At 65.0% G+C, this 23,578-nt stretch carries 22 protein-coding genes, 1 tRNA gene and 1 pseudogene; 10 read left to right on the forward strand and 14 right to left on the reverse strand.

The window, feature by feature from the left end:
* Positions 1–462: 462 nt before the first annotated feature.
* The 8 genes from MKI84_RS10580 to MKI84_RS10615 all read left to right on the forward strand — a co-directional run bounded on the left by MKI84_RS10580 (position 463) and on the right by MKI84_RS10615 (position 6,953).
* Positions 463–1,425, forward strand: a complete 963-nt coding sequence (locus tag MKI84_RS10580; RefSeq protein WP_425353831.1) for a Bug family tripartite tricarboxylate transporter substrate binding protein — start codon at positions 463–465, stop codon at positions 1,423–1,425.
* Positions 1,426–1,658: 233 nt separating this feature from the next.
* On the forward strand, positions 1,659–2,159 hold the full coding sequence (locus MKI84_RS10585) for a tripartite tricarboxylate transporter TctB family protein (RefSeq protein WP_241619362.1): 501 nt from the start codon (positions 1,659–1,661) through the stop codon (positions 2,157–2,159).
* Positions 2,160–2,206: 47 nt separating this feature from the next.
* Positions 2,207–3,718 carry a tripartite tricarboxylate transporter permease gene (locus tag MKI84_RS10590; RefSeq protein WP_241619639.1) on the forward strand — a complete coding sequence of 504 codons (1,512 nt, stop codon included), beginning with the start codon at positions 2,207–2,209 and terminating at the stop codon, positions 3,716–3,718.
* Positions 3,719–4,022: 304 nt separating this feature from the next.
* Positions 4,023–4,748 carry a GntR family transcriptional regulator gene (locus MKI84_RS10595; RefSeq protein ID WP_241619364.1) on the forward strand — a complete coding sequence of 242 codons (726 nt, stop codon included), beginning with the start codon at positions 4,023–4,025 and terminating at the stop codon, positions 4,746–4,748.
* A 295-nt stretch (positions 4,749–5,043) separates the two neighbouring features.
* Entirely contained in the window at positions 5,044–5,514 is a 471-nt protein-coding gene (locus MKI84_RS10600) for a tellurite resistance TerB family protein (protein ID WP_241619366.1), read from the forward strand.
* 166 nt (positions 5,515–5,680) lie between these two features.
* Positions 5,681–6,007 carry a hypothetical protein gene (locus tag MKI84_RS10605; RefSeq protein WP_241619368.1) on the forward strand — a complete coding sequence of 109 codons (327 nt, stop codon included), beginning with the start codon at positions 5,681–5,683 and terminating at the stop codon, positions 6,005–6,007.
* Positions 6,008–6,132: 125 nt separating this feature from the next.
* Positions 6,133–6,222 (forward strand) — tRNA-Ser (locus MKI84_RS10610).
* 161 nt (positions 6,223–6,383) lie between these two features.
* Positions 6,384–6,953, forward strand: coding sequence for a tyrosine-type recombinase/integrase (locus MKI84_RS10615; protein WP_241619370.1), 570 nt, complete (start codon positions 6,384–6,386; stop codon positions 6,951–6,953).
* A gap of 98 nt (positions 6,954–7,051) precedes the next feature.
* Here the strand turns inward: MKI84_RS10615 and MKI84_RS10620 are convergent, their stop codons facing one another.
* From MKI84_RS10620 to MKI84_RS10630, 3 genes are all read right to left on the reverse strand, one after another.
* Complete coding sequence (locus MKI84_RS10620; RefSeq protein WP_241619372.1) at positions 7,052–7,867, reverse strand: oxidoreductase; 816 nt, start codon at positions 7,865–7,867, stop codon at positions 7,052–7,054.
* A 113-nt stretch (positions 7,868–7,980) separates the two neighbouring features.
* Positions 7,981–8,982 carry an NADP-dependent oxidoreductase gene (locus MKI84_RS10625; protein ID WP_241619374.1) on the reverse strand — a complete coding sequence of 334 codons (1,002 nt, stop codon included), beginning with the start codon at positions 8,980–8,982 and terminating at the stop codon, positions 7,981–7,983.
* A 91-nt stretch (positions 8,983–9,073) separates the two neighbouring features.
* Positions 9,074–9,862 (reverse strand): SDR family NAD(P)-dependent oxidoreductase, encoded by a 789-nt coding sequence (locus MKI84_RS10630; protein ID WP_241619375.1) that lies wholly within the window; start codon positions 9,860–9,862, stop codon positions 9,074–9,076.
* A 110-nt stretch (positions 9,863–9,972) separates the two neighbouring features.
* On the opposite strand from MKI84_RS10630, the gene MKI84_RS10635 reads away from it, so the two are divergent.
* Positions 9,973–10,548: a TetR/AcrR family transcriptional regulator gene (locus MKI84_RS10635; protein WP_241619377.1), complete on the forward strand. Its 576-nt coding sequence runs from the start codon at positions 9,973–9,975 to the stop codon at positions 10,546–10,548.
* A gap of 70 nt (positions 10,549–10,618) precedes the next feature.
* Here the strand turns inward: MKI84_RS10635 and MKI84_RS10640 are convergent, their stop codons facing one another.
* From MKI84_RS10640 to MKI84_RS10670, 7 genes are read right to left on the reverse strand one after another with little or no spacing between them, the layout of a single operon-like run.
* On the reverse strand, positions 10,619–11,431 hold the full coding sequence (locus tag MKI84_RS10640) for a phosphate/phosphite/phosphonate ABC transporter substrate-binding protein (RefSeq protein ID WP_241619378.1): 813 nt from the start codon (positions 11,429–11,431) through the stop codon (positions 10,619–10,621).
* The gene (locus tag MKI84_RS10645) at positions 11,428–12,372 is read right to left on the reverse strand and encodes an ABC transporter ATP-binding protein (protein ID WP_241619380.1); all 945 of its coding nucleotides are present in this window, start codon (positions 12,370–12,372) and stop codon (positions 11,428–11,430) included. Before MKI84_RS10645 ends, MKI84_RS10640 begins: the two co-directional genes overlap by 4 nt.
* Entirely contained in the window at positions 12,369–13,028 is a 660-nt protein-coding gene (locus MKI84_RS10650; RefSeq protein WP_425353826.1) for an ABC transporter permease, read from the reverse strand. Before MKI84_RS10650 ends, MKI84_RS10645 begins: the two co-directional genes overlap by 4 nt.
* 1 nt (position 13,029) lies before the next feature.
* On the reverse strand, positions 13,030–13,653 hold the full coding sequence (locus tag MKI84_RS10655; protein ID WP_241619642.1) for an ABC transporter permease: 624 nt from the start codon (positions 13,651–13,653) through the stop codon (positions 13,030–13,032).
* Positions 13,654–13,655: 2 nt separating this feature from the next.
* Positions 13,656–15,170, reverse strand: a complete 1,515-nt coding sequence (locus MKI84_RS10660) for an HAL/PAL/TAL family ammonia-lyase (protein ID WP_241619382.1) — start codon at positions 15,168–15,170, stop codon at positions 13,656–13,658.
* Positions 15,171–15,198: 28 nt separating this feature from the next.
* On the reverse strand, positions 15,199–16,080 hold the full coding sequence (locus tag MKI84_RS10665; protein WP_241619385.1) for a glycine betaine ABC transporter substrate-binding protein: 882 nt from the start codon (positions 16,078–16,080) through the stop codon (positions 15,199–15,201).
* A gap of 47 nt (positions 16,081–16,127) precedes the next feature.
* Positions 16,128–17,132, reverse strand: a complete 1,005-nt coding sequence (locus MKI84_RS10670) for an ornithine cyclodeaminase family protein (RefSeq protein WP_241619387.1) — start codon at positions 17,130–17,132, stop codon at positions 16,128–16,130.
* 741 nt (positions 17,133–17,873) lie between these two features.
* Between MKI84_RS10670 and MKI84_RS10675 the strand changes: the two genes are divergently transcribed.
* Complete coding sequence (locus MKI84_RS10675) at positions 17,874–19,064, forward strand: LysR family transcriptional regulator (RefSeq protein ID WP_241619389.1); 1,191 nt, start codon at positions 17,874–17,876, stop codon at positions 19,062–19,064.
* Positions 19,065–19,269: 205 nt separating this feature from the next.
* On the opposite strand, the pseudogene MKI84_RS10680 reads toward MKI84_RS10675, so the two are convergent.
* The 4 genes and pseudogenes from MKI84_RS10680 to MKI84_RS10695 form a co-directional block, all read right to left on the reverse strand.
* A pseudogene (locus tag MKI84_RS10680) lies at positions 19,270–19,613 on the reverse strand (transposase domain-containing protein); the annotation flags it as partial.
* Between the two features lie 92 nt (positions 19,614–19,705).
* Entirely contained in the window at positions 19,706–20,962 is a 1,257-nt protein-coding gene (locus tag MKI84_RS10685; protein ID WP_241619390.1) for a cytochrome P450, read from the reverse strand.
* A 96-nt stretch (positions 20,963–21,058) separates the two neighbouring features.
* Positions 21,059–21,823, reverse strand: coding sequence for a winged helix-turn-helix domain-containing protein (locus MKI84_RS10690; RefSeq protein ID WP_241619392.1), 765 nt, complete (start codon positions 21,821–21,823; stop codon positions 21,059–21,061).
* Between the two features lie 56 nt (positions 21,824–21,879).
* The gene (locus MKI84_RS10695; RefSeq protein WP_241619394.1) at positions 21,880–23,493 is read right to left on the reverse strand and encodes a GMC family oxidoreductase; all 1,614 of its coding nucleotides are present in this window, start codon (positions 23,491–23,493) and stop codon (positions 21,880–21,882) included.
* Positions 23,494–23,578 lie beyond the last annotated feature (85 nt).

Genomic DNA, 23,578 nt, shown 5'->3' on the forward strand with positions numbered 1-23,578 from the left:
GAGCTGCGACAAGCTGTCCATACCGCGCCTCTGGTGGCACCCTGGTCACGCGGCCCCGCACCGGTCAACACCCTGTTATGAAACCCATTGCTCTTCAATGGCTTACATAATACGGCATCTGCCGCATTTTATTAATTATAATGTATACCAAAATTGGAATACCAAATACGTAATAACAGTGAAGAGTAATATAGGCTTACCTTGCGACGCACCATTCGACTTTCGAATTAACACTTGGCTTTGACGAATTCTTGGTACAACTTATTCCACGGAATATCCGGCGGAGAGACACAACAAAGACTGCCGGTTATCGAGGCTCCGCAGCGTGTCCAACACACGGTCCGGCGCCCAATCAAAATGCCGACATTCAAGATCGGCTGTTCGCCAGAACCCCTTTGGGAAGGAAAACGCCAAATGAAATACGTCTCCACTTTCGGCCTTGGTGCCCTGACGGCCCTCGGCATGACGGCCATGTCGATGCTGCCGGCCAGCGCCGCCTGGGAGCCGACCAAGCCGGTCGAGTTCATTGTCCCCGCCGGCACCGGCGGCGGCGCCGACCAGATGGCCCGCACGCTTCAGGGCATCATTGCCAAGCACAATCTGATGTCGACGCAGCTCGTCGTCATCAACAAGTCCGGTGGTGCCGGCGGCGAGGGCTTCCTCGACGTCAAGAGCAACAAGGGCAACCCGCACAAGATCGTCATCACGCTCTCGAACCTGTTCACCACCCCGCTCGCCACCGGCATTCCCTTCAACTGGAAGGACCTGACCCCGGTCGCGATGCTGGCGCTGGACGAGTTCGTGCTGTGGGTGAACGCCCAGGAGCCCTACAAGACCGCGCAGGAATATGAGGCCGCGATCAAGGCCGCGCCGGACAACACCTTCAAGATGGGCGGCACCGGCTCCAAGCAGGAAGATCAGATCATCACCGTCGCCGTCGAGAAGGCGCTCGGCAAGAAGATGACCTACATCCCCTATAAGGGCGGTGGCGAGGTCGCGGTGCAGCTGGTCGGCGGTCACATCAATTCGAGCGTGAACAACCCGATCGAGGCCGTCTCGCAGTGGCGCGGCGACAAGCTGCGTCCGCTCTGCGTGTTCGACTCCAAGCCCCTGCCCTACACCGACAAGATCCTCGGCGACCTGTCCTGGTCCTCGGTCCCGACCTGCAAGTCGGCCGGCCTCGACGTCGAATATCTCATGCTGCGCGGCATCTTCATGCCCCCGGGCGTGAGCGAGGAGCAGGTCGCCTACTTCGTCGAGCTGTTCAAGAAGGTTCGCGAGACCCCGGAATGGAAGCAGCTCATGAAGGACGGTGCGTTCAACCAGACCTTCATGTCCGGCGACGAGTTCAAGGCGTGGCTCGACCAGTCCGAAGCCACCCACAAGGGCCTGATGCAGGAAGCCGGCTTCATCGCCGGCAACTGATAAAGACGATGGCGTGAGCCCGAGCACGGCCGGCCCGCAAGGCCGGCCGTGCGATCCCCAAGCGGATCACGGCCGGCGCAGCGCAATAGCGAGGACTTCTTAGGGTCCCCGCCGGTCGCCCCCTGGGCGAGACAATAACAAACAGACATTCAACGGGCTCGCGGCAGACGCTCCGTCGACGGACAGCACTCCGTCGACCGGCTCGTTGCGCGGATTTTTCGGAGACAAACGTGATGGAACAGGCTCACCACGGAGCCGAAACGGGACCCAAGCAGCGCTCAGTGGAAATGGGCACTGCGCTGTTGACCCTGCTCTTCGGCCTTATCGTCGTTTATGGAAGCGTCATCGTCGGCTTTGGATGGAGTTCGGACGGCCCGCAGGCCGGCTTCTTCCCCTTCTATGTCGGCCTCATCATCTGCGGCTGCAGCATCATCAACTTCGTGCAGGGCGTTCGCGAGAACCCCGAGCCGCTGTTCGCCGAGTACGGCCAGCTCCGTCAGGTGCTGAAGGTCCTGATCCCGGCCTGCATCTATGTGGCGCTGGTGCCGTTCCTCGGCATCTACCTGCCGTCGGTGCTGCTGATCGTGCTCTTCATGATCTGGCTGGGCCATTACGGCTGGCCGCTGTCGCTGGCCGTCGCCTTTGGCGTCCCGGCCTTCTTCTACATCACGCTTGAGCGCTGGTTCCTGATTCCGCTCCCGAAGGGGCCGATCGAGGCCATGCTCGGACTCTGATCAGGCTCGCACAAGAAGGCCTCCCAAGGGGATAAGCGCCCATGAATATGATTGCTGAGAATTTCACCCTCCTCTACCACGGCTTCGGCATCGCCTCCGATCCGTTCAACATCCTTCTGATGGCCATCGGCATCCTGCTGGGCGTCATCATCGGCGTGCTGCCGGGCCTCGGCGGCGCCAACGGCGTCGCCATCCTGCTGCCGCTCACCTTCTCCATGTCGCCGACCTCGGCGATCATCCTCCTGACCTGCATCTACTGGGGCGCGCTGTTCGGCGGCGCCATCACCTCGGTGCTGTTCAACATCCCGGGCGAGCCGTGGTCGGTGGCCACGACCTTCGACGGCCATCCCATGGCGCGGTCGGGACGCGCGGGCGAAGCCCTGACGGCGGCGTTCACCTCGTCCTTCGTCGGCGCGTTCTTCGCGATCGTCATGATCACGCTGATCGCCCCGCTGGTCGCCCAGTTCGCGCTGCAATTCGGTCCAGCCGAGAAGTTCGCGGTGTACTTCCTCGCCTTCGCCTCCTTCGTGGGCATGAGCAAGGAACCGCCGGCCAAGACCGTTGTCTCCATGATGATCGGCTTTGCGCTCGCCGCGGTCGGCCTCGACATGGTGACCGGCCAGCTGCGCCTGACCTTCGGCGTCACCGAACTGCTCAACGGCTTCGACTTCCTCATCGCGGTCATCGGTCTGTTCGGCATCGGCGAGATCCTGCTCACGATGGAAGAAGGCCTGGAGTTCCGCGGCAAGGCGGCGAAGATCGACCCGAAGGTGGTGTGGAAGACCTGGAAGACGCTGCCGCGCTACTGGATGACGTCGCTGCGCTCCTGCATCATCGGCTGCTGGATGGGCATCACCCCCGCCGGCGCGACCCCTGCCTCGTTCATGGCCTACGGCATTGCCAAGCGCGTGTCGAAGAACGGCAAGAACTTCGGCAATGGCGAGATCGAGGGCGTCGTCGCCCCCGAGACCGCCGCCCACGCCGCCGGCACCGCCGCCATGCTCCCCATGCTGGCGCTCGGCGTCCCCGGTTCGCCGACCGCCGCGGTTCTGCTCGGCGGCCTGCTGATCTGGGGTCTTCAGCCCGGCCCGATGCTGTTCGTCGAACAGGGCGAGTTCGTGTGGGGCCTCATCGCCTCCATGTATCTCGGCAACATCGTCGGCCTCATCCTGGTGCTGACCACGGTTCCGCTGTTCGCCTCGATCCTGCGCATCCCCTTCTCGATCATCGCCCCGGTGATCCTGGTGATCTGTGCGATCGGCGCCTACACCGTGAACAACAACGTGTTCGACGTGCTGATGATGATGGTGTTCGGTGTCCTCGGCTACCTGCTGAAGAAGACCAACTACCCGCTCGCCCCGCTGGTGCTGGCCATCGTGCTCGGCGATAGCGCCGAGGAAGCCTTCCGCCAGTCCCTGCTTGGCTCGGGTGGCTCGCTCTCGGTGTTCTGGTCGAACGGCCTGGTGTCTTCGATCATGGGCCTCGGCGTCATCGCCGCCATCTGGCCGCTGATCGGCATGGCGCTCAACAAGCTGAAGGCCTCGCCCCAGCCGGCCTGATCGCCACTGACGTGAAATGGGCCCGCCGCGTCCCCCGACGCGGCGGGCTTTCGAACCGACCGGAGTTGCCGCAAGGGAACTTATGTCGGTGCCCATGCGAAGAGCGGCAATGGCCGCTCCCCGCCGGCTCCCTCGTTCCCCCCGGAGAGCGGAGATCGGGCACAACGGGCGCCTTCCGCAGCGCAACACGCCCCCAAGAAGGCGGCGCGCAGGCGGCAGTCGTCACCGCACGGGACGGGGAACGGGAGGCAACGCCAATGACCCAGACTTCAGCTTCGACGTCCACTCTCGGGACGCGGGCATCATGATGAGCTTCGAGCCCACTACACGCCGCATCGGCAGCGGCGCCGCCAAGCTCTCCGTGGCCCCGCTCGAGGACACCTCGACCTTCAAGAACCGCGCCTACAGCGCGCTCAAGGAGGTCATCGTATCGCTCAACATCTACGATCAGCCGCATGAGGTGCGGCTGGACGAACGCCAGCTCGCCCAGAGCCTCGGCGTGAGCCGCACCCCGGTCCGCGAGGCCATGGCGCAGCTCGAACGCGAGGGCTTCGTCCACTCGGTGCCGCGCCGCGGCATCTATGTGGTGCGCAAGACCAAGCGCGAGGTCATCGAGATGATCCAGGTGTGGGCGGCGCTGGAAAGCCTCGCCGCGCGGCTGATCACGCTCCATGCCTCGAATGAGGAGATCGCGATGCTCCGCCAGATGTTCGCGACCTTCGAGGACGGCGCGCCCCACGCCAAGCTCGACGAATATTCCGAAGTGAACATCCAGTTCCACCAGGCCATCATCGCGATGGGCGGCAACGGCATCCTCGAAAACCTCGCCGAGAACCTGTTCACGCATATGCGCATGATCCGTCGCAAGACGATCGGCGAGGAGAACCGGGCGGACCGCTCGATCCAGGACCATCTGGCCATCATCCAGGCGCTGGAGGCCCGGCAGACCGACGCGGCCGAGGTTCTGGTGCGCAACCACGCGCTCGGCCTTGCCGAGCACGTCTCGCGCTACGCCGACTATCTCGAATAGACCGGACGTGACACCCGCCGGCACAGCCTTGGCCGGAGCTCTCCCCGGCCTGCGACCGACCTCTCCCCCGGCGGGTTCCTCGACCCCGCCGGGCTTTTTTTTGTGCCGCCGGCGGGCGTGGCGGGCCGGCATGTGTGGCCCCGCTGCACCGACCTCGCCCCATGCGCGCGAGCGGCACGCGCAAGCGTTGCGCCGCCCGGTCTCTTCGGTTACCCACGAGACAGGGCCGGTGCGCACCTAGCGCCATCCCTCCCCCGTTCGCCCCGTCGTCTTGCCGCTGGAGAATCGCGCCGGCATGCTGCGCAGTTTGACCGACTTCATCGCCGAGATTGCCGGCGGCGGCCGCGAGACCGCCTTCGCCGAGAATGACTACCGGCTCGCGGCGGCCGCCCTGCTGGTCCATGTGGTGACCATTGACGGGGTGATCGGCTCCGACGAGATGGCCAAGCTCCGCCGCCTGCTGAGCTACCGTTTCAGCCTCTCGGAGGACGACGCGGAAACCCTGCTGGAAGCCGCCATCGCCCGCGACGCCGAGGCGGTCGACCTCTATGCCTTCACCAGCGTGCTGAACCGCGCGCTGGACGAGGAGGGCCGCAAGCGTATCGTCGAGATGATGTTCGAGGTCGCCTATGCCGATGGCGGGCTGACCGAGTTCGAGGACAATCTGGTCTGGCGCGCCGCCGAACTGCTCAACATCACCTCGCGCGACCGGGTGCAGATCCGCAAGAACGTCCGCGACGCCTCCGAGAACGGCGGGGCGGAGTAGCGCCGGCTGCCGGCGCCGGGCCGGCCGGATGACGGATTTGGGGACGCCCACCGCGCCAGAGCGCGCTGCCGGGCGGCCGCCGGGCGATGAACTTTCGCGCGCGACGCGCGTTGAACCCGCTCCAGAACAGAGGCCGGCGCCGCCGGCTTTGCAGAGCGAGGTCACGATGGACAGGAACCGCATCACCGGCACCGCCCGGCAGATGGGCAGCCGCCTCAAGAGCGTTGCCAGCCACGCCGGAAACGACGCAGCCACCCGCGCCGAGAGCGCCTATGACGACGCGCTGGAAGCCGGCGTGCGGGTGCTGGAGCAGGCGCGCGGGCGCGCGCTGCATCTGGCGGACGACACGCTCGACAGCGGCCAGCGGCTCTACGGCCACGGCATGCGCGCGCTGACGCGTCAGGCTAGCGCGCATCCGGTGGCGCTGATCGTGGCGGCGGGCGTCGCCGGAGCCGCCCTCGCGCTGCTGTTCGCCGCGCCGCGCCGCCGCTGAGCGCGGCAAAGGGATGTGGACCCCGGCACGCTTTGCGGCGCCGGGGTCGGCGGGGTACTTGTGCCGGACGCCCGCCTCGGCTATTGAGCGCCTCACTCTCGGGCGATTGACCATCGCCCTCGCGTGGAGAGGTGCCAGAGTGGTCGATTGGGACGGTCTCGAAAACCGTTGTGCGTGCAAGCGTACCGTGGGTTCGAATCCCACCCTCTCCGCCATCGCCCTTTGCCCTCGCGGGCTTCCCCATGCACGTGGCTTGTAAACGCAAGGGTTTTCGGCAAGTGCCCGTGCACTGCCTTGCATCCTTTTGCGCCCCAAGGGCCGGCAATTCCCGGGTATAAACCGGGTACGGGATCGGGGTGACCGGGTATCGGGTGACATGGCGGCTGCGCAGGGACTGAGCCATGCGAAGATTCGCAAGGCGGCAGCGGGCGAGAGGCCCTACAAGCTGACGGACGCGGGCGGACTTAATCTCCATGTGCTGCGGACCGGCACAAGAATCTGGCGGATGCGCTACGAGATCGCCGGTCGGGAGAAGCGGCTCACCCTCGACCCCTATCCCGACATGAGCCTTGCCGCCGCACGGGAGGCCGGCGCGGAGGCGCGCAAGCTGCTGCGGCAGGGGTGCGCCGGAGGCGGCGCGCTTCGAGGCTCCGGCTCGCGAGTGGCATGCGCTCTCCAAGCGCACTGGAGCGACACCCACGCTCAAGACGTGCTGCTCTCGCTGGAGCGCGACGTGTTCGCCGCGATCGGCGCGAAGGATGTGCGCGAGATCACGCCGGCGGACGCGCAGGCGGTGCTGCGCGCGATCGAGGCGCGGCCGGCGATCGAGACCGCCAAGCGGGTGCGCCAGCGGATAAGCGCGGTGTTCGTGTTCGCGATCGGCAGCGGGTTGGCGACGCAGGACCCGGCACCCGTCCTTCCAAGGTCGAACGTCACCCTGTTCTAACCGGAGTTCCTGCATGCTTCAGCACGTTTGGCTTCGCGCCCGGTTCTGGTCCCCCTTCAGTATGACCAGTACAACGCAGGCGACTGGCCTCAGCTGCCTCAGCGTGGCAGGCCGAATTGCTGACGCAGCGCCTTGTCGAACAGCCGCGCCGGCATCAAGCGGCGCAGCAGGCTGACCTGTTTCGCCACGTTGCCGACCGGGTAACGCAGTCTGTGGCGGGATGTGGTGGCCGCCCGCAACACTGCTTCCGCTACCTCTTCCGGCGTGACCGCCTTCGGCAGCGACTTCCCGATGAAGTCATGCACCCAGGCGCGGCCGCCATCATATTCCTGCTTCTTGGCGTCGGGCTCCAGCGCGCTCTGGTCGAAATTGCCGGTCACCGTTCCGGGCTCGATCAGGGCGACGCGGACATTGAAGGCGCGGACCTCGTGATCGAGCGACTCGGAATATCCCTCAACGGCGAACTTGCTTCCGGCATAATGGGCCGAATACGGCGCGGGGATGAACCCGAGCGCGCTGCTGAGATTGATGATGCGGCCCTGCCCGCGGTCCCGCATCGACGGCAACACCGCATTGATGACCCGGACAACGCCGAACAGATTGACATCGTAGAGGCGCTGAACCTGCGCGGTCGAGGATTCCTCGGCGCCCCCGAACATGCCGACGCCGGCATTGTTGACGAGAACATCGATGCGCCCCGTGCGTGCGAGCACCTGCGACACGAGGGTGGCGACGGAATCGTCATCCGTCACGTCGCAAGCCAGCATGGTGACCTGGCTCGAGGCGGTTCCGCCCGGTTTGCGGCTCGTGCCGAAGACGGTGAAGCCGGCCCGCGCCAGGGCTTCGGCGCTCGCACGGCCGATGCCGGACGACGCCCCTGTCACAAGAGCGGTTTTCGGAGAGTGTGAGGACATAGCTGCTGATCCGATTTGCCGAACGAGGGAACGGGTCCGCCATCGCGGCCCAAATAGTTGCCGCCGGCCGGCGCCGCGGGGCCGGCCATGCGTCAGGGTTTGAGATGCCGCCGTCACTTCAGCCGGACGACGACCTTGCCTTTGGACCGTCCCGTGTCGAGATAGGCCAAGGCCTCGTTGGTGGCTTTGAACGGGAAGACCCGGTCCATGATCGGGCGAATGGCACCGGCCTCGATCAGCGCCGTGATCTGGCTCAACTGCCCGCCATCCGCCCGCATGAACAGGAAGGAATAGGCGAGCCCCCGGCCTTTCGCCTTCCGGCGAATGCCGAAGCTGAGAAGGCGCATGAGCTGCCGCAGTCCCCAGTTCAGCCCCTTCTGTCGGGCGAAATCGGCGTCCGGCGGGCCGGAGATGGAGATCAGCTTCCCGCCGGGCTTCAGCACGCGCAGGGACTTCTGAAGCGTGTCGCCGCCGAGGCTGTTCAGGACGACATCGTAACCCGACAGGACTTTCTCGAAGTCCTGCGTCTTGTAGTCGATCACCACATCGGCGCCGAGGCTTCGGACCAGATCGACATTGGCGGTGCTGGTGGTCGTCGCGACAGTCGCGCCGAGATGCTTGGCCAGCTGGATGGCAAATGTGCCGACACCGCCGGAGCCTGCATGGATCAGGATCTTCTGCCCCTTGCGCAGACCGGCGCGCTCCACCAGCGCCTGCCAGGCGGTGAGCCCGACCAGGGGAATGGACGCCGCCTCCTCCATGGTCAGGTTCTTCGGCTTCAGCGCGAGATCGGCCTCATGGACGGCAATCCGCTCCGCGAGGGTTCCGACCCGGCCATCGCGCGGACGGGCATAGACCTCGTCGCCCACCTCGAAACGGCGAACCCTCGAGCCGACCCGCGCGACCACGCCGGCCATGTCATGTCCCAGCACGAAGGGCGGGCGATAGGGAAGGAGCGGCTTGAAGGCACCATCGCGGATCTTGGAATCCAGAGGGTTCAGGCCGGCGGCATGAATGTCGACCAGGACATCTTCATCCCCCAATTCCGGCTCCGGCCTATCGCCAAAGCGCAGGGCGCCGCTCTTCTTGTATTTGTCGAGGATGAAGGCCTTCATTTTGGTGTTCTTTCTGGTTTCCTGCGGATGGCGCGCCGCCGGTCGAAGGGCGGGACTGTTGCCGGCGAACCGGGCCGCGGCGGGCAAAGGCTCAGTCGGCCGTCCGGTAGCGCGCGGCGGCATGTTCCTGGCGGGTGTTCGGCAGCATGGCCTGACGCGCAGCCTGGAAGGCGTTCCACTGCTCCACATCGGGCAGCGGCGGGATGGTAACGGCCTCGCGGCGGTCGAAGCCGGTCATGGCCGCGTCAACGAGTTCGTCGACGCTCATCACCCCCGACATGGCGTTGACGTCCGCCCCGGCGTGGCCCCAGATTTCGGTGCGTGTGGCGGCGGGAAGCACCGCCTGGACATAGACACCCTTCGGGCCAAGCTCGAGGCTGAGCCCCTGCGACAGGAACAGCGCGAAAGCCTTGGTGGCGCCATAGACCGTCATGGCGAATTCCGGCGCCAGCCCGACCACCGAGCCGATGTTGACGATAGCGCCCGCGCCGGCCTGTGCCAGCCGCGGCGCGATGGCACTGGCCAGCCGCAGGACGGCGGTGGTGTTGAGGGCGAGCAGCCGCGCCACATCCTCGGTGCTCTGCTCGATGAAGCTGCCGCCAATGGCGGTGCCGGCATTGTTGATGAGGATACCGATGCGTGCGTCCTCGCGCAGCCGGGTCTCGACGGCAGCGAGGTCGGCGGGCTGCGTGAGATCCGCCACGATGATGTCGATCGCCACGCCGGTCTCGTCGCGCAGGCGCGCCGCTAACGCCTCCATTCGCGCCGTGTTGCGGGCAACCAGCACCAGATCATGCCCACGGCGGGCGAAACGCTCGGCATAAGCCACGCCGATGCCGGTCGAGGCGCCGGTGATAAGAACGGAGGGTTGTGCGGCCATGGGTTGCTCTCTCTTCCATTCGCGCTCATATACATGACGATCATCATGATTAAATCTAAATATGACAATCATCATGTACCTGTCAATCATGGGCGCCGGAGGATTCTGAAATGAAGGTCAGCCGCGAGCAGATGGCGGAGAACCGCCGCCGTATCCTCGACGCTGCCAGCTCGCTGTTTCGCGACAGGGGGTTTGACGCCGTCAGCGTCGCCGAGGTGATGAAAGCCGCCGGGCTCACCCATGGTGGCTTCTATGGGCATTTCAGTTCCAAGGATGATCTGGTCGCACAGACGCTGGTCCACGCCCTCGCGGTGGACGCCGGCGGGGACATCGGAATCCGCGCCTATCTCGAGGCCTATCTGTCGCCGCGTCATCGCGACAACCCGGCCGCGGGCTGCCCCACGGCGGGCCTTGCCGCCGCCATACGTCACCAGACCCCGGCCGCACGCGAGGCGATGACGGAAGGGTTTCGCACGCAGATCGCCCGTCTCGAGACGGCGCTCCCGGCGGTGCATCCGGCAGACGGGCGTCAGGCAGCGATTGGAAGCTGGGCGGCGATGGTCGGGGCGGTCATACTCGCCCGTGCCATCGATGACCCAGCTCTTTCCGACGAAATCTTGGAGCAGACCCGGGCCTGGATCGAGGCGGGGATCGAGGAGGGGATCGAGGAGGGGTCAGCCCCATAATCCGAGGCCCGCGAACGGAATTTGTATCCTACCCGCAGCTAGCGGCGGGCATCACCGCCAACCCGTGGAGTCATCGCGGTGCTTCATATCGGGCTGCAAGTGCCTCCGCTTCCCAGGCGCTGAGAAGATCATACGAAGACTCAGAGACCGGGCAAAAACCTCTGAGGAGCAAGCGCTCCCGGATTGTCGCAAGCTCCGACGCCTCTTCCACGGCCAGAAAGGCCGTGCGCAGCGCCTCTATTACCTGCCGCGGGCAGGAGCGCGACGCGACAAGAAATGGGATCGGGGCCGGTGCCGTGGTCGCGACGACGCGCAGTCCGTGGGCGGGATCGTCCGGTGCGGCGCGCATGAGGTCGAACGCATAGGAATCGAGCGGGCCGGCATCGATCGCGCCGGACAGGAGCGCTGCGACCACACCGCGCGGCGTGTGCAGCGGACCGATGCTTTCCGCATAGAGCGCAGGCCGGCTCAAAGAGCGATAGCCGAGCAGATGATGGCGCGGGGCATTGAAGCCGGACTGCGATTCCTCCAGCGTGTAGCCGATGCGATGGCCGAACGTATCCTCCAGCGTCCGAAAGGGACTGTCGGCTCGCACGACGATATCGGTCATGTAGCGCGGGGCGCCGTCATAACGCGCCGGCGCCGGCACGGGGCAGACGATCGGCGCCGGCTTCGGATCGGCCCGCAACCAGGGTCGGCCGCACATGAACGCGGCCCCCAGATCGGAGCGCGTCCAGAGCGCCGTCATCGGCAGGCTCGTGGGATGCTGGATCGTCTCCAGATCGACGCCGCTCTTCCGAGCGACCCAGGCAAAAAGCTCGGTCCATGCGGCCGAGGCATCGGCAGTTACCGCATACATGCGGGCATTGGCCACCCAGCTCATGCCGCGGCATCCGCTCCGTCGAGAATGGCGTCGCGGGTGACATGACCGAGGACGGCGCCGTCGGCACCGCGCACGTTCACGCTGCGCGCACCGGAGCCGATCAGGCGCGCCAGCGCTTCGCGCACCGAAGCGCCGCTGGCGATCGTCGGCGCATCCGCGACGGAACCAGGTCGCATCAGCGCATCGACGCCGCGCAGGCTCAGGCGCTTGAGCGCGCGGTCCGGGCCCACGAAGGCCTCGACGAAGGCATCCGCGGGCGCTGCGAGGATCTCGTCCGGCGTGGCGTATTGGATGAGCCGCCCCTCGCGCATGATGGCGACGCGGTCGCCCATCTTCATCGCCTCGTCGAGATCATGCGTGACCATGACGATGGTCTTGCGCACGCGTTTGAGGATTTCCTTGAATTCGTCCTGTAGCCGCTCGCGCGCGATCGGGTCGATCGCACCGAAGGGCTCGTCCATCAACATGACCGGCGGGTCGGCGGCCAAAGCGCGCGCCACGCCGACACGCTGGCGCTGTCCGCCTGAAAGGCGATGCGGCATCACGCTTCGGAAGCGCTCCGGCTCGAGCCCGACCAGTGCCAGGAGTTCGTCGATGCGCTTCTCGATCTTCGCCCGCGACCAGCCCAGCAGGTGCGGCACCGTGCCGATGTTCTCCGCCACCGTCATGTGCGGGAACAGGCCGATCTGCTGGATGACATAGCCGATGCGGCGCCGCAGCGTCACGGGGTCGAGCCCGGTGACGTCCTGCCCCTCGATGAAGATGCGGCCCGCGCTGGGCTCGACCATGCGGTTGATCATCCGCATCGTGGTTGTCTTGCCGCAGCCCGAAGGGCCGATGAGCGCGGTCGTCGTTCCCTCCGGCATCTCGATGGTCACATCGTCCACCGAGGGCTTGCCGACGGCGCCGAAACGCTTGGTAATGCCTTCCAGTCTGATCACCGCGTATCGCCTCCCTCGCGCACGTTCCTGAGCAGGCGCCGCTCCGCAAAACCGAGCAGGATCTCGACGCCCATCGCCAGGATGGCGATCGGCACCGCGCCCGCGAGCAGGCGCTGCTGGTCCATGACCGCGATCCCCGACGTGATGAAATCTCCGAGGCCGCCGCCGCCGATGAAGGAGGCAAGTGTCGCCCCCGATATCACCTGGATGGCCGCCGTCCGCATGCCCGCGAAGATCGCCGGGGCGGCCAGCGGAATCTGGATCTTGCGCAGGATCTGACCGCGCGTCATGCCCATGCCCGCAGCCGCGTCGACGAGATCGGCATCCACTTCCCGAAGGCCGATATAGGTGTTGAGCAGGATCGGCGGCAGCGCCAGCACCACCAGCGCCACGACGGACGGCACGAGGCCAATGCCGAGCAGCGGCAGGGCTGCGGCGAGGATCGCAAGGCTTGGGATGGTGCGGAGCATGTTGATGATATTGATGACGAATGCGGCCAGCCGCTCACTCCCCAGAACGGAGATGGCGAGCGGAATGCCGATCGCCAACCCGAGACCGAGCGACCAGATGCTCATCTCCGCATGCTGGATCAACGCTGTCCGCATCAAGTCCCAATGGGCGGCGACCCAGGAGAAGGTTCCGGCGATCAGCGACATCTCAGCCCACCCGTCCAGGACGCAGGCGCCGCTCGAGGCGCGTCAGGGCGAAATCGGCACTGACCGCCATGGCAGAGGCGAGCAGACCGCCGGTCAGGATCTTCTCGGGATAGCGCTGGTCGATGCCGGCGAAGATGATCGTGCCGAGCCCGCCGGCATTGATATAGGCCGCGACCGTCGCGATGCCGATGACGGTGATGGTGGCGATGCGGACACCGGAGACGATGAGCGGCATCGCCAGCGGCAATTCGATCCTCAGCAGGCGCCGCCATGGATCGTAGCCCATGCCCGTCGCCGCATCGAGCACCTCGGGCGGCACCGACCTGATGCCGAGCGCCACGTTGCGTACGAGGGCCAGCAGACAATACGACACAAGCCCGACGATCGCCGGCTTGAATCCGAGCCCGAGGAAGGGGATGAGCAGCGCGAACAGCGCCAGGCTCGGAATCACGAAGATGGCGCCGGTCAGAAAGACCACGACGGCATAGACCGCCGGCCGGCGCGCGCTGTAGACGCCCAGAACCAGCGATATGGCCAGCGCGATCGCTACCGAGACGAGGACGAGCGTTACATGCTCCAGTAGCGCCTGGGCGATCTCGGGCAGATGTGTGGGGACCCAGCGCAGCATCACGTCGTCTCCTCGCCGATCCCGTCAAGGACATCAAACACACCGGCCGCGATCATCGCGTCCAGCGCTTCGATATCGGGCGTCGCAGGCCTGTCCTCGGTCAGCATCGCGACAGCGCTCCGCACGGCGGCCTGAATGCCGGCCGTGCCACGGCCGAGTGCGATGCCATCCCGAAGATCGACGGCCTGAGCGGCGACCATCAGTTCCACGGCGATCAGCAGCCGCAGCCGGGCGACGATATCGGCGGTCTTCTCCACCACCGCCGTCGCCATGGTGGCATAGTCCTCGACGCGGTCGGCGACGGGCAGGATGAAAACGGGCATCGGATTGGCCCGGTGCTGGATCTCCGCGACCAGCGCCGCGACCGTCTTCTGCACCGTGGCATAACCGTTGCTGCCGTTCTGGATCGGGCTGAGAAAGCGCGGAAGATCGCTGGAGGCCGGCGACATCAGTTTCATGACCCTCTCGCCGACCATGGCCGCGACCCGGGCGAGGGCAAGGCCAAGCATCTCGAGGACGAGGGTCAGATGGGTGGTGTCGAAATTGGCGTTCGGCAGGGAGCGCCCCTCGGCGAAGATCGCCGGGTTGTCGTCGCTGCTGTTGATCTCGGCCTCGACGATATCGCGGGCGGAATCCAGCGCGGCAACCGCCGCCCCCATGACGGGCGCTATGCAGCGGAAACTCAACGGATCCTGCAGGCGGCGGGCCGCGCCTGGCTGGATGAGGGCGCCGCCCTCGAACAGGGCGCGCATTGCGGCCGCCACCACCCCCTGGCCCTGCAGGGGCCGCAGAGCCAGCGCGGCTTCCGACAGCGGATCCAGCGAGCAGCGATAGGCTTCGAAGGAGAGGGCGCCGGCCGCGACAGCGGCCGAAAGCACCCGCCGTGCATCGGCGACGCAGAGCACCGCAAGACCGACCGACGCGGCATTGGAGGACACCAGCGCGAGGCCGTCCTTGCCGACGAGACGGAGGGGGGACAGACCCGCGCGTTCCAGAGCTAGGGCCCCCGGTACGATTTCCCCTTCCATGGACGCGAAACCCCGCCCGATCAGGACAGCTGCGATCGCCGCCAGCGGCGCGAGGTCACCTTCCCCGATCGAGCCCGTCATCGGTACGACCGGTTGCACGTCGCGTTCGATCAGCCCGGCAAGACCGTGCGCTGTCGCGAGACTCGCGCCGGAATAGCCCCGGGCGAGCCGGGCGGCCCGCGTCGTCATGATGGCGCGTACCTCCCGGCGCGAACCGGCCCGGCCGACGCCGACGCAACGCGCCAATGGCACGCGCATCTGCACGTCGTCATCCGCCCGCAACGCCGTATCGACGGCGGCGCCTAGCCCGGTCGTAACGCCGTAGATGCGTTCGCCCGCGGCGCTGAGCAGGGCAAGCGCGCTTGCCGAGGCCTCGATACCGGCCTCAGTTGCTTTGGAGAACGCGATAGTGCGCTGACCATCGGCAACGGCGACGATATCGCCGATGGTGAGGCGGGCTATCCCGAGCGTGACGATGGGCTTCATGGCGACGGTCCGCATGACGCTCTGGTGCTTACTTGATCACGCCCTTTTCCTTAAGAAACGCCATGGCGACGTCCTTCGGCTCCTCGCGGTCCTTTTCGACGCGCGCGTTGAGCTGGCGCATCGTGTCGTTGTCCAGCAGCGGGGAGAGCGCGTCGAGCGTTGCGGCGATCTTCGGATTGGCCGCAAGCGTATCCTGCCTGATGACGGGCGCGACGTAGTAGGGCGGGAACAGGTGCTTGTCGTCCTCGAGAGCGACCAGATTGCCGTCGGCGATCTGCCAATCGGTCGCGAAGCCGTTCGCCACGTCGATCTGCTCGGCGGCGAGCGCATCATAGCGCAGACCAAGCTTGGCGAATTGCTTGAACTCCTTGAACACCGCACCATAGGTGGCCTTGAGGCCGGGCAGCCCATCCGCCCGATCGCTGAACTCGGGCCCGGCGCCCAGGACCAGCGTGGGAGCGGCCTTGCCGAGGTCGCTCAGCGTCTTGAGGTTATGAGCCGCCGCCGTTTCCGGCCGGACCAGCAGAGCGTAGCCGTTATTGATCGCATCAGGCTTCAGCCATGTGACCTTGAAGTTACTCTCATAGAAGTCCTTGACCTCCTTGTAGACGGCATCCGGATCGCTCTGGACCTTGCCCTTCACGACAGAGATCAGCGCGGTGCCGGTATATTCCGGGTAGAGGTCGATCTCGCCAGTGGTCAGCGCCTGATGGGCGATGAGCGTTCCACCGAGATTGATCTTTCGCACCACCTTGAGGCCGGCATTCTCAAGCGCTGCCGCGTAGATTTCGGCGAGCACATATTGTTCGGTGAAGTTCTTGCTGCCGACCTTGACCGTCTGCGCAACAGCCGGGCTGGCGAGACCAGCGAGAACAACGGCGCCGGCCAGCGCCTTGAAAACCTTGAACATGGTTGTACCCCTCTGGTTTTTGGATTCGTAGGGTTGACGGTATTCGCTCAGGCGTATCTCAGGCGTTGTCCGATGTTCAGCGCCCTTGCCTTCTCCAGCATGGCGTGCCCCAACGCGATGTCCGACGATGACAGGCCGCGATGCCAGAACAGGTTTGTTTCATTGTCATCGGTGCGTCCGGGCTTCAGCCCGGCGACGATCTGCCCGAGTTCGGCGTGGAGCGTCTCCAATGTCACCTTGCCCTCGTCGACATGTCGGCGAAGCGCGCCGAAGGGGCGGCCCGGTTGGCACTGTCCCCAGTCGTCGACGACAACCTTATCCATGATGTCTGTGAGATCGATCTCCAGTGCGCTCATCGTGCCGTAAGGAACCACGAAGGCCCCCTTCTTCACCCAGCTGGTCTTGAACAGCGGCGTCGGTTCGGGCAGGCGGCTCGCCTCCACCATGATGTCGGCGCCCTTTAGGCAATCTTCCCAGTTGTCCGTCACGATGATCTTCTTGCCGAGGTCCTGTTCCAGCCGTGCGGCAAAGGCTTCGCGGCTCTCGGGGCGGCGCGAATGGACACGGATCTCGTCGAAGTCGAACAGATGATCCAGCAGCCGCACGTTCCAGTAAGACGTGCCGCGTGCGCCGACATGGCCCAGGATTTTGCTGTCCTTGCGCGCCAGATGCTTGGCGCCGAGCGCGGTGACCGCGCCGGTGCGCATGTCCGTGATCGCCGTCGCGTCGATGATGGCCTGTGGCATGCCGGTCCGCGGGTTGAACAGGTTCAACACCGCCATTTCGGAGGGTAGGCCCACCTTGTAGTTGTCGACGAAATCACCGACCACCTTCACGCCGGCGCAGTCGAGTGGCTTCACATAGCCGCGCAGGACGTTGAAATGGCCCTTGTCGGAGCTCTCGGGAACCAGGTGAACCCTGGGTTCGATCACCGTTTCGCCTCGCCCTTGGGCGGCCAGCGCACCGGACACGGCGTCAAGGATCTCGTCGTTGGTCAGTTCCAATGCCTTGGTATCCAGGGCATTGATGTAGTCGATCCAGATTTCCTGCATTTTTGTCTTCCTGGATTTCAATGCGAACGAAGGTTGCGCCCGTTGCTTTGTCGGGCGGGTCGTCCGGCAGGGAGAACGGCATACGCTTCGCGCAACCGGGCACTGCCGACGAAGCCGGGGTCGGATACCACGCTGATATTGACGGATCCCCCCGGTCAGGAGGCGTCGTCGGCCAGCCTCCCGTCGCGCAGCCGAGCGGCTGCCTCGCGGGCAGTTCTGATACGCACCGGTTCCCCGGAAGATCTTCTTATAGGAGCAGCCAAACATAGCTTCCGACGGCTGAGAAGGCCCCTATGACCCTATTTCAGGGTGTACATATTTTGGGATATGCTAGAATCTTCATATTGGCATATGATGTTTAACATCTTGAACTGGGTCTTCATGAATCTTCAAATATCATCTGATACTTAGCGGACGTCTCCAAACGTCGTGACCTCACCCGTGCTGATGTCGGGTGTCGAAATCAGGTCCGCGGCACGCCAGCGATTTCCGCTGTTTGCGACGGGGCGAAGAGGCCCTCCGGTTCAGCGGACGGAGCAGCGCGTCAAGCGCCTCTGCCGCAATTGCTATGGTGAACCGATGAGATTCTCGGCCAACTCCAAGATAGGTTGGCAGCTCCCGATCTACTGCTTGAACTATCGCGCGTGCCCAACCATCCGCTGAACGGTGCGCGTTTCCGTGTTCTCTTGTTCTCGTTGAGGTTGGCAATTCTTGGCAACATAGGCGCTGACAGGTCTCGAAATGGATACCTCGACCCTTCTGATCGTCCATCGGGTGATGAGCGAACGGAGCATCCGGGGCACGGCCCGGGTAATGAGGAAGCCGGTTTCAAGTATTGCCGCCGCGATCGATCGACTGGAAAGCCAGATCTCTGTGCCACTTGTGCAGAAAGCTGGGACGAGCGTTGTCCTGACCCTTGAGGCCGAGAGACTTTCTCCTGTCATCAAGCAGCTCGCCGAGCATGTCCAGGATATCATGGCCATCGGCAACCGTAGCAGGCAGGACGTCTCGCTGAGCCTCAGCGCTTTAGCCCGCCTTGCACATGTCGCCGAAACCGGCAGCATCCGCGGGGCAGCCAAGTCGCTCGGGTTGGGCCAACCCCAGCTTGCCCGCCAGATCGCACATGTTGAAGCGACGCTCGGCTGTCGCCTGTTCAATCGCCGGGTGGATGGCTCGACGACGACAGAGGCGGGAAAGCGGCTGGTAAGGTCGACCCGTGCCATCGAGGCGATCTGGAACGAACTGGCTCATGCGGCGGCCGGCCGCTCCCGCCGAAGTGCCGCGACCATCCGGCTCGGCTCGATCAGTCCAATAGGCCATGACAGCTTTGTTGCCACGCTGCTCGCCTCGCTCGTCGCGGCCTGGATGAACGACAAGCCCCGCCAACCCCTGTTGGTGGCCAATACGACCACCGAAGGACTCATCGCCGGCCTGAAGAGCGGCACCTACGATGCGGTGCTCCTGAACAGCGTCACCGTCCCAAGGGATTTCGACGGTTATCTGATCGCACGATCGCCGTTGTCGCTTGTCGGTCAGTCGCACGTTATCAAACCGGGCGAAGGGCGGGATGCCTTGGCCAGGATCGTGCTTGGCTCTCCTATCGCCGTCCCAAGCCCGAGGAGTGGGCTACGTCAGATCATCAATCGCCTGCTGGCGGATACGCTCACGGAGGGCGAGATGGACAGGCTGAAGGTGATCGAGCTCGATTCGATGCCCGTCGTCCTCAATCTGGTCCTGCACCACGGTGCCGTTTCGGTGCTGCCGTCGGAATCGGTAGCCCGGATGAGCAGCGACCTGCGCCAGATCCCACTGCCCTCAGAACTAGCCCTGCCATATTGGCTTGTCTGCCGGAAGAATGAGAGCGGACGCCAGACCGCCAACGCCCTGCTGACCGTGCTTGCGGGTTTGGGTTATGGCGACGACGCGACGTAGCGCCTGAGCGTACGGCGGCGCGATCGGACTGTGAGTCCCGACAGCCCAGCGCGCCGCCCCGATGGTTCGGAAAAAACGATTAGCGCGATCTTCCATTGCTGCAGAAGGCTTCGCCCGCTGCAGGTTTGTGGGTAGCTGGATAAGTCATCCAACGGGACTGGGGAGAGAAATGCAACGGAGCGGAAATACAATGTAACCGTTGTCTTCAGGCCGCGTGGCTGAAGACCGGCTGTGCGGGATAGGCCCCTGGCATGAGGTCGTCGATTCGGCTGTTGGGGTGGCCGTTGACGATGCGGGTGATGACGTCTGCGAGGTAGGCTTCGGGATCGATGCGGTTGAGCTTGCAGGTCTCGACCAGCGAAGCGATGACGGCCCAGTGTTGATGATCGGTCTGCTCTTCTCCTGGCGCGCGGCCCGGCGCTCATCCGGGGTTCGTCCACGGATCGGAGCCTCGACGCGATAGAGCTCGGCGATGCGTTGCAGGGCTTCACTGGCGATCTGCGCTGGGCCGGCCTGGGCGAGCTCGTAAAAGCGGCGCCGAAATCGAGCACTGGCGCCGTGGTCTCGTCGGGGCGTTGTTGCGGGATCGATTAAGCCGTCTCGCACGTGTCGAAGGCACTGCGTCGCAGGTGGCGCAGTGATTAGGCTGCTAAGCGTTCACGGATGCGGACCATGAGTTCGGTATAGCCGTGCCCGAAGGTGGACGAGGTCGTGACCGGCGCCTGGACCACTTCGATGCGCGGGATGCGCCGCAGGATCTCCTCCCAGAGAATCTTCAGCTGTAGATCGGCCGCGCGTGCACCTATGCACCGGTGAACTCCCGCGCCGAAGGAAAGATGACGCCGTGCATTGGGCCGCTCGATCCGGAAGTCGTCGCCGCGCTCGAACACGTCCTCGTCCCGGTTCGCCGAGATGTACCAGAGGATGACCTTGTCGCCTTTGCGGATTTGCTGCCCGCGAAGGGTCACGTCGCGCATGGCCGTGCGGCGCATATGGGCGACGGGCGTCTGCCAGCGCAGAACCTCGGGCGTGAGGGCGGTCAACAGCTCGGGATGAGCTTTCAGCTTCTCGCGTTCTTCTGGAAAGCGATCGAAGGCGACGACGCTGCCGCTGATCGCGTTCCGGCTGGTGTCATTGCCGCCGACGATCAGCAGCACGAGGTTTCCGTGGAGTTCCGCGCGCGACATGGCGCGCGTTTCGGGGCCCGAGGCCAGCATGGAGAGCAGGTCGTCTCCCTGCGGGTTTTTCAGCCGTTCCTCCCAGATGGCGTCGAAGGCCGAGAAGCATTCCTGCATCACTTTCAGCTTGTCGTTGATCGTCGGGAAAGCCGCGCTGCCGGGGAGCGAAACCATCGCGTTCGACCAGCGGATCAGGTCGCGCGACCGCTCCCGCGGGAAGCCGAGCAGCGAGGCCAGCGTGCGCGCCGTCAACTCGATGGAGACCTTGTCCACCCAGTCGAAAGGTTCGCCGACCGGCAGTTCGCCCACAATCTCTGCCGACCAGTCACGAAGCCGCTGCGCGAGGTACTGCAGGCGCTCGGGAGAAAATGCCGGCGCGACAGCCTTTCGTTGCGCCGCGTGTCGGGGCGGGTCCATCGCGATGAAAGAGGGCAGGAACTGAGGGTCATCGGGACGCGACGTGATCGTGATGCCGCCATTGGCGTGCTCCGAAGAGAAGGTGTCCGGATCGAGTTCGATCGCCTCGATGTCGCTATGCTTGGTGATCGACCAGTAGGACCCGAACAGCCCGTCGGCGCAGTGGTGAACAGGCGCCTCCCGTCGCAGTCTTTCAAAGCAGCGGAACACTCGGCCGGTTTGAAAAAGCTCCGGTCGCGCGACGTCCAGTTTGTGCAGCGCGCAAGCCGCCTCGCTTGCAATGCTGTTGATGCTGGTACTCATAAGGTACTCCATGTTGCTGGAGCACCGATAAGCGGCCTGTTCGTCGATATGGCTTCAGCGAGATGGAGAATTACGACGGATGAAACATGCACGTCGCTAGAACAAGGGCTCGACCTCCGCATCCAGCAGGTAGCCCACGCCCCTCTCGGTGCGGATCGGCTGCGGCGCGCTGGCGTTCGGCTGAAGCTTCCGTCGCAATCTGAGCACCTGCCCGTCGATGCTCCGGTCGAAGATGTCCTCATGTGGGCGAGTGGCCCGCATGAGCTGCACACGGGTGAGCACCTGACGCGGTGCCTCCAGAAAGGTGCATAACAACGCATATTCATTGCGCGTGAGGTCGACGACGCGGCCGGGCGGATCGGTGAGCGTTCGGGTGCGGCGCCGAAGCTCCCAACCAATGAAGCGCCAGCCACCCGAGCGGTTCTCGGCATCGAAGAAGCGAGAGCGTCCGATGCGACGCAGAATAGCGCGGCCGCGGGCCAGCAATTCGCGCGGACTGAGCGGGGCGGCGAGGACGTCGTCGGCGCCCAGCTCCAGCCCGACGACACAGTCGATCTCGTCCTGCCGGTTTCGGGTGATCATGATGATGGGAAGCTCAGACACCGCCCGCACGCGGCGAAGCGCCTCGAAGCCATCGCCGGGGTCAAGCTGTGCGTCGAGAACCAGAAGGTTGAACCGCTCGGACTGGAGCCGCCCCACCGCCGGCACGCGGTCCGCGCCGACGACGCGGCATCCGTGCTCCCGCAAATAGGTCGTGACATGGCAACGCAGGGTATGGTCCGACGTCACCATCATCACATTCAGGCCACGGAACGGCTCGGGATGGTCGAGCCTTTCGAGCGAAGCGGAATCATGCAGCACGGATCGATCTCGCGGCATCGCCGGGGCGCCTCGTACCGGCGGCCCCGGCAGGCAACTCACAGGTGGTGGGTCTGACGGATTGCCTTGGCGGCGCGCTCTCCGATGATGGCGCAGGGTGCCTGCGTGTTTCCGGTTGTGACGCGCGGCATGATGGAGGCGTCGGCAATGCGCAGTCCTTTGACGCCGTAGACCTCGAGAGTACCGTCGACGACCGACATCGCGTCGCGTCCCATCTTGGCTGTGCAGCTCTGGTGCCAGTAGGTGACGGCTGAGTCGCGGATGAACTGCTTCATCGACTCGCCCTTCAATGGCCCCGGAAGGACCTCGCCGCTTACCAGCGGCCCAAAGGCCTGTGCGTTCCCAAGCTCGCGGCAGAGCTCGACGCAGGCGATTGCGGCGTCCATGTCCTCCGGCGCCGACATCATGTTGGCGTCGATCTCGATGCCGGACGAGGGATCGGATCCGGTCAGGCGCAGCCGCCCTCGGCTCGCGGGGCGGGCAAGTCCGGCGAACATCGTCCAGCCATGACCGGGCACGCCGCGCGCCGCGGTACGCTCGCTCGGCACCGGGAATTCCACCTGGCAGAACAGCAGGTCCGGCGATTCGAGCTCCGGACGCGTCTTCCAGTAAAGCTTGGCCTCGTTTCCGGTATTGCGCGGCGCGATCGGCTCGCGCGTGCCCCAGATGCAGCAGAAAGCGACGTGGTCCTGAAGATTGCCGCCGACCCCGGGCAGATGCTCGATAACGGGGATGCCGAACCGCTCAAGCTCGGAGCGATCCCCGATCCCCGAATGCATCAGCACCTTTGGTGTGTGCATCGCGCCAAGCGAAAGGATCACCTCGGAGGTGGCGCCGATAGTCAAGAGGTTGCCATCGCGAAGCGCCTCGACCCCGACGGCGCGCCGACCCACGAACAGCACCCGGCGGACCGTCGTGCCAGTCAGAACCGTGAGGTTGGGCCGGTCCATAAACGGGTAGGTGTAGGCGCGGAACAGCGAGTTGCGCCGACCGTCCTTGACCAGCATGTCGGTGATAGCGGCCCCGCCGGCGCCCTCCATCATTGCGCCGTTGGGATGATCGTAGCGGGGAATGCCGATCTCGGTCGCTGCGTCGAGCATTGCGAGCGCGATGGGGCTGGGGTCCTGCGCGGGCTGCACCCATACCGGGCCCGAGGTTCCGCGGTATTGCGGGTCCGGCTTGCCCTGCCAGTTCTCGATCCGGCGATAGGTATCGAGCACGGCGTCATAGCCCCAGGAATCGTCACCGCTTTCCTTGGCGAAGAAGTCCCAGTCGCTGCGATGGCCGCGGGCCCAGACCATGACGTTGATGCTGGATCCGCCGCCGAGTCCCTTGCCCATCGACATCGGCAGGGTCCGGCCATCGAGATGCGGGTTCGGGGTTGCCTGGAAGCCCCAGTCGCGCTCGCTGCCCAGATTGAGTGGCCACATGGAAGGGTTGCGGACGCTCTCGGCATCATCGTCGCCGCCCGCCTCCACGAGGAGGACCTGCAACGCCGGGTTCTCGGCCAGCCGCCGCGCCACGACCGAGCCGGAGGAGCCGGCGCCGCAGACGATGAAATCATAGCGCCGCTGGAGCTTCGAACGCAGCCGCTGCTGATTGTCGGCGGCGGTCACGGCGAAGTCTGCGGCTTCGGTGTGCTGGGACGTCATTCCAATTCCTCCTGATGTGCGGGAGGTGAAGTATCAAATTTATCATTTCTATCAAATATGACTTTGTGCTAATATCCTGTTTGTG

The sequence above is a fragment of the Ancylobacter gelatini genome, from assembly GCF_022601675.1.
In the GTDB taxonomy this organism is placed as follows: Bacteria; Pseudomonadota; Alphaproteobacteria; order Rhizobiales; family Xanthobacteraceae; genus Ancylobacter; species Ancylobacter gelatini.

What these genes read in the sequence shown, in the direction of transcription:
- MKI84_RS10580 (WP_425353831.1), top strand. Translation starts at nt 463, where the DNA reads ATGACGGCCATGTCGATGCTGCCGGCCAGCGCCGCCTGGGAGCCGACC.
- MKI84_RS10585 (WP_241619362.1), top strand. Translation starts at nt 1,659, where the DNA reads ATGGAACAGGCTCACCACGGAGCCGAAACGGGACCCAAGCAGCGCTCA.
- MKI84_RS10590 (WP_241619639.1), top strand. Translation starts at nt 2,207, where the DNA reads ATGATTGCTGAGAATTTCACCCTCCTCTACCACGGCTTCGGCATCGCC.
- MKI84_RS10595 (WP_241619364.1), top strand. Translation starts at nt 4,023, where the DNA reads ATGATGAGCTTCGAGCCCACTACACGCCGCATCGGCAGCGGCGCCGCC.
- MKI84_RS10600 (WP_241619366.1), top strand. Translation starts at nt 5,044, where the DNA reads ATGCTGCGCAGTTTGACCGACTTCATCGCCGAGATTGCCGGCGGCGGC.
- MKI84_RS10605 (WP_241619368.1), top strand. Translation starts at nt 5,681, where the DNA reads ATGGACAGGAACCGCATCACCGGCACCGCCCGGCAGATGGGCAGCCGC.
- MKI84_RS10615 (WP_241619370.1), top strand. Translation starts at nt 6,384, where the DNA reads ATGGCGGCTGCGCAGGGACTGAGCCATGCGAAGATTCGCAAGGCGGCA.
- MKI84_RS10620 (WP_241619372.1), bottom strand. Translation starts at nt 7,867, where the DNA reads ATGTCCTCACACTCTCCGAAAACCGCTCTTGTGACAGGGGCGTCGTCC.
- MKI84_RS10625 (WP_241619374.1), bottom strand. Translation starts at nt 8,982, where the DNA reads ATGAAGGCCTTCATCCTCGACAAATACAAGAAGAGCGGCGCCCTGCGC.
- MKI84_RS10630 (WP_241619375.1), bottom strand. Translation starts at nt 9,862, where the DNA reads ATGGCCGCACAACCCTCCGTTCTTATCACCGGCGCCTCGACCGGCATC.
- MKI84_RS10635 (WP_241619377.1), top strand. Translation starts at nt 9,973, where the DNA reads ATGAAGGTCAGCCGCGAGCAGATGGCGGAGAACCGCCGCCGTATCCTC.
- MKI84_RS10640 (WP_241619378.1), bottom strand. Translation starts at nt 11,431, where the DNA reads ATGAGCTGGGTGGCCAATGCCCGCATGTATGCGGTAACTGCCGATGCC.
- MKI84_RS10650 (WP_425353826.1), bottom strand. Translation starts at nt 13,028, where the DNA reads ATGTCGCTGATCGCCGGAACCTTCTCCTGGGTCGCCGCCCATTGGGAC.
- MKI84_RS10660 (WP_241619382.1), bottom strand. Translation starts at nt 15,170, where the DNA reads ATGAAGCCCATCGTCACGCTCGGGATAGCCCGCCTCACCATCGGCGAT.
- MKI84_RS10665 (WP_241619385.1), bottom strand. Translation starts at nt 16,080, where the DNA reads ATGTTCAAGGTTTTCAAGGCGCTGGCCGGCGCCGTTGTTCTCGCTGGT.
- MKI84_RS10670 (WP_241619387.1), bottom strand. Translation starts at nt 17,132, where the DNA reads ATGCAGGAAATCTGGATCGACTACATCAATGCCCTGGATACCAAGGCA.
- MKI84_RS10675 (WP_241619389.1), top strand. Translation starts at nt 17,874, where the DNA reads ATGGATACCTCGACCCTTCTGATCGTCCATCGGGTGATGAGCGAACGG.
- MKI84_RS10685 (WP_241619390.1), bottom strand. Translation starts at nt 20,962, where the DNA reads ATGAGTACCAGCATCAACAGCATTGCAAGCGAGGCGGCTTGCGCGCTG.
- MKI84_RS10695 (WP_241619394.1), bottom strand. Translation starts at nt 23,493, where the DNA reads ATGACGTCCCAGCACACCGAAGCCGCAGACTTCGCCGTGACCGCCGCC.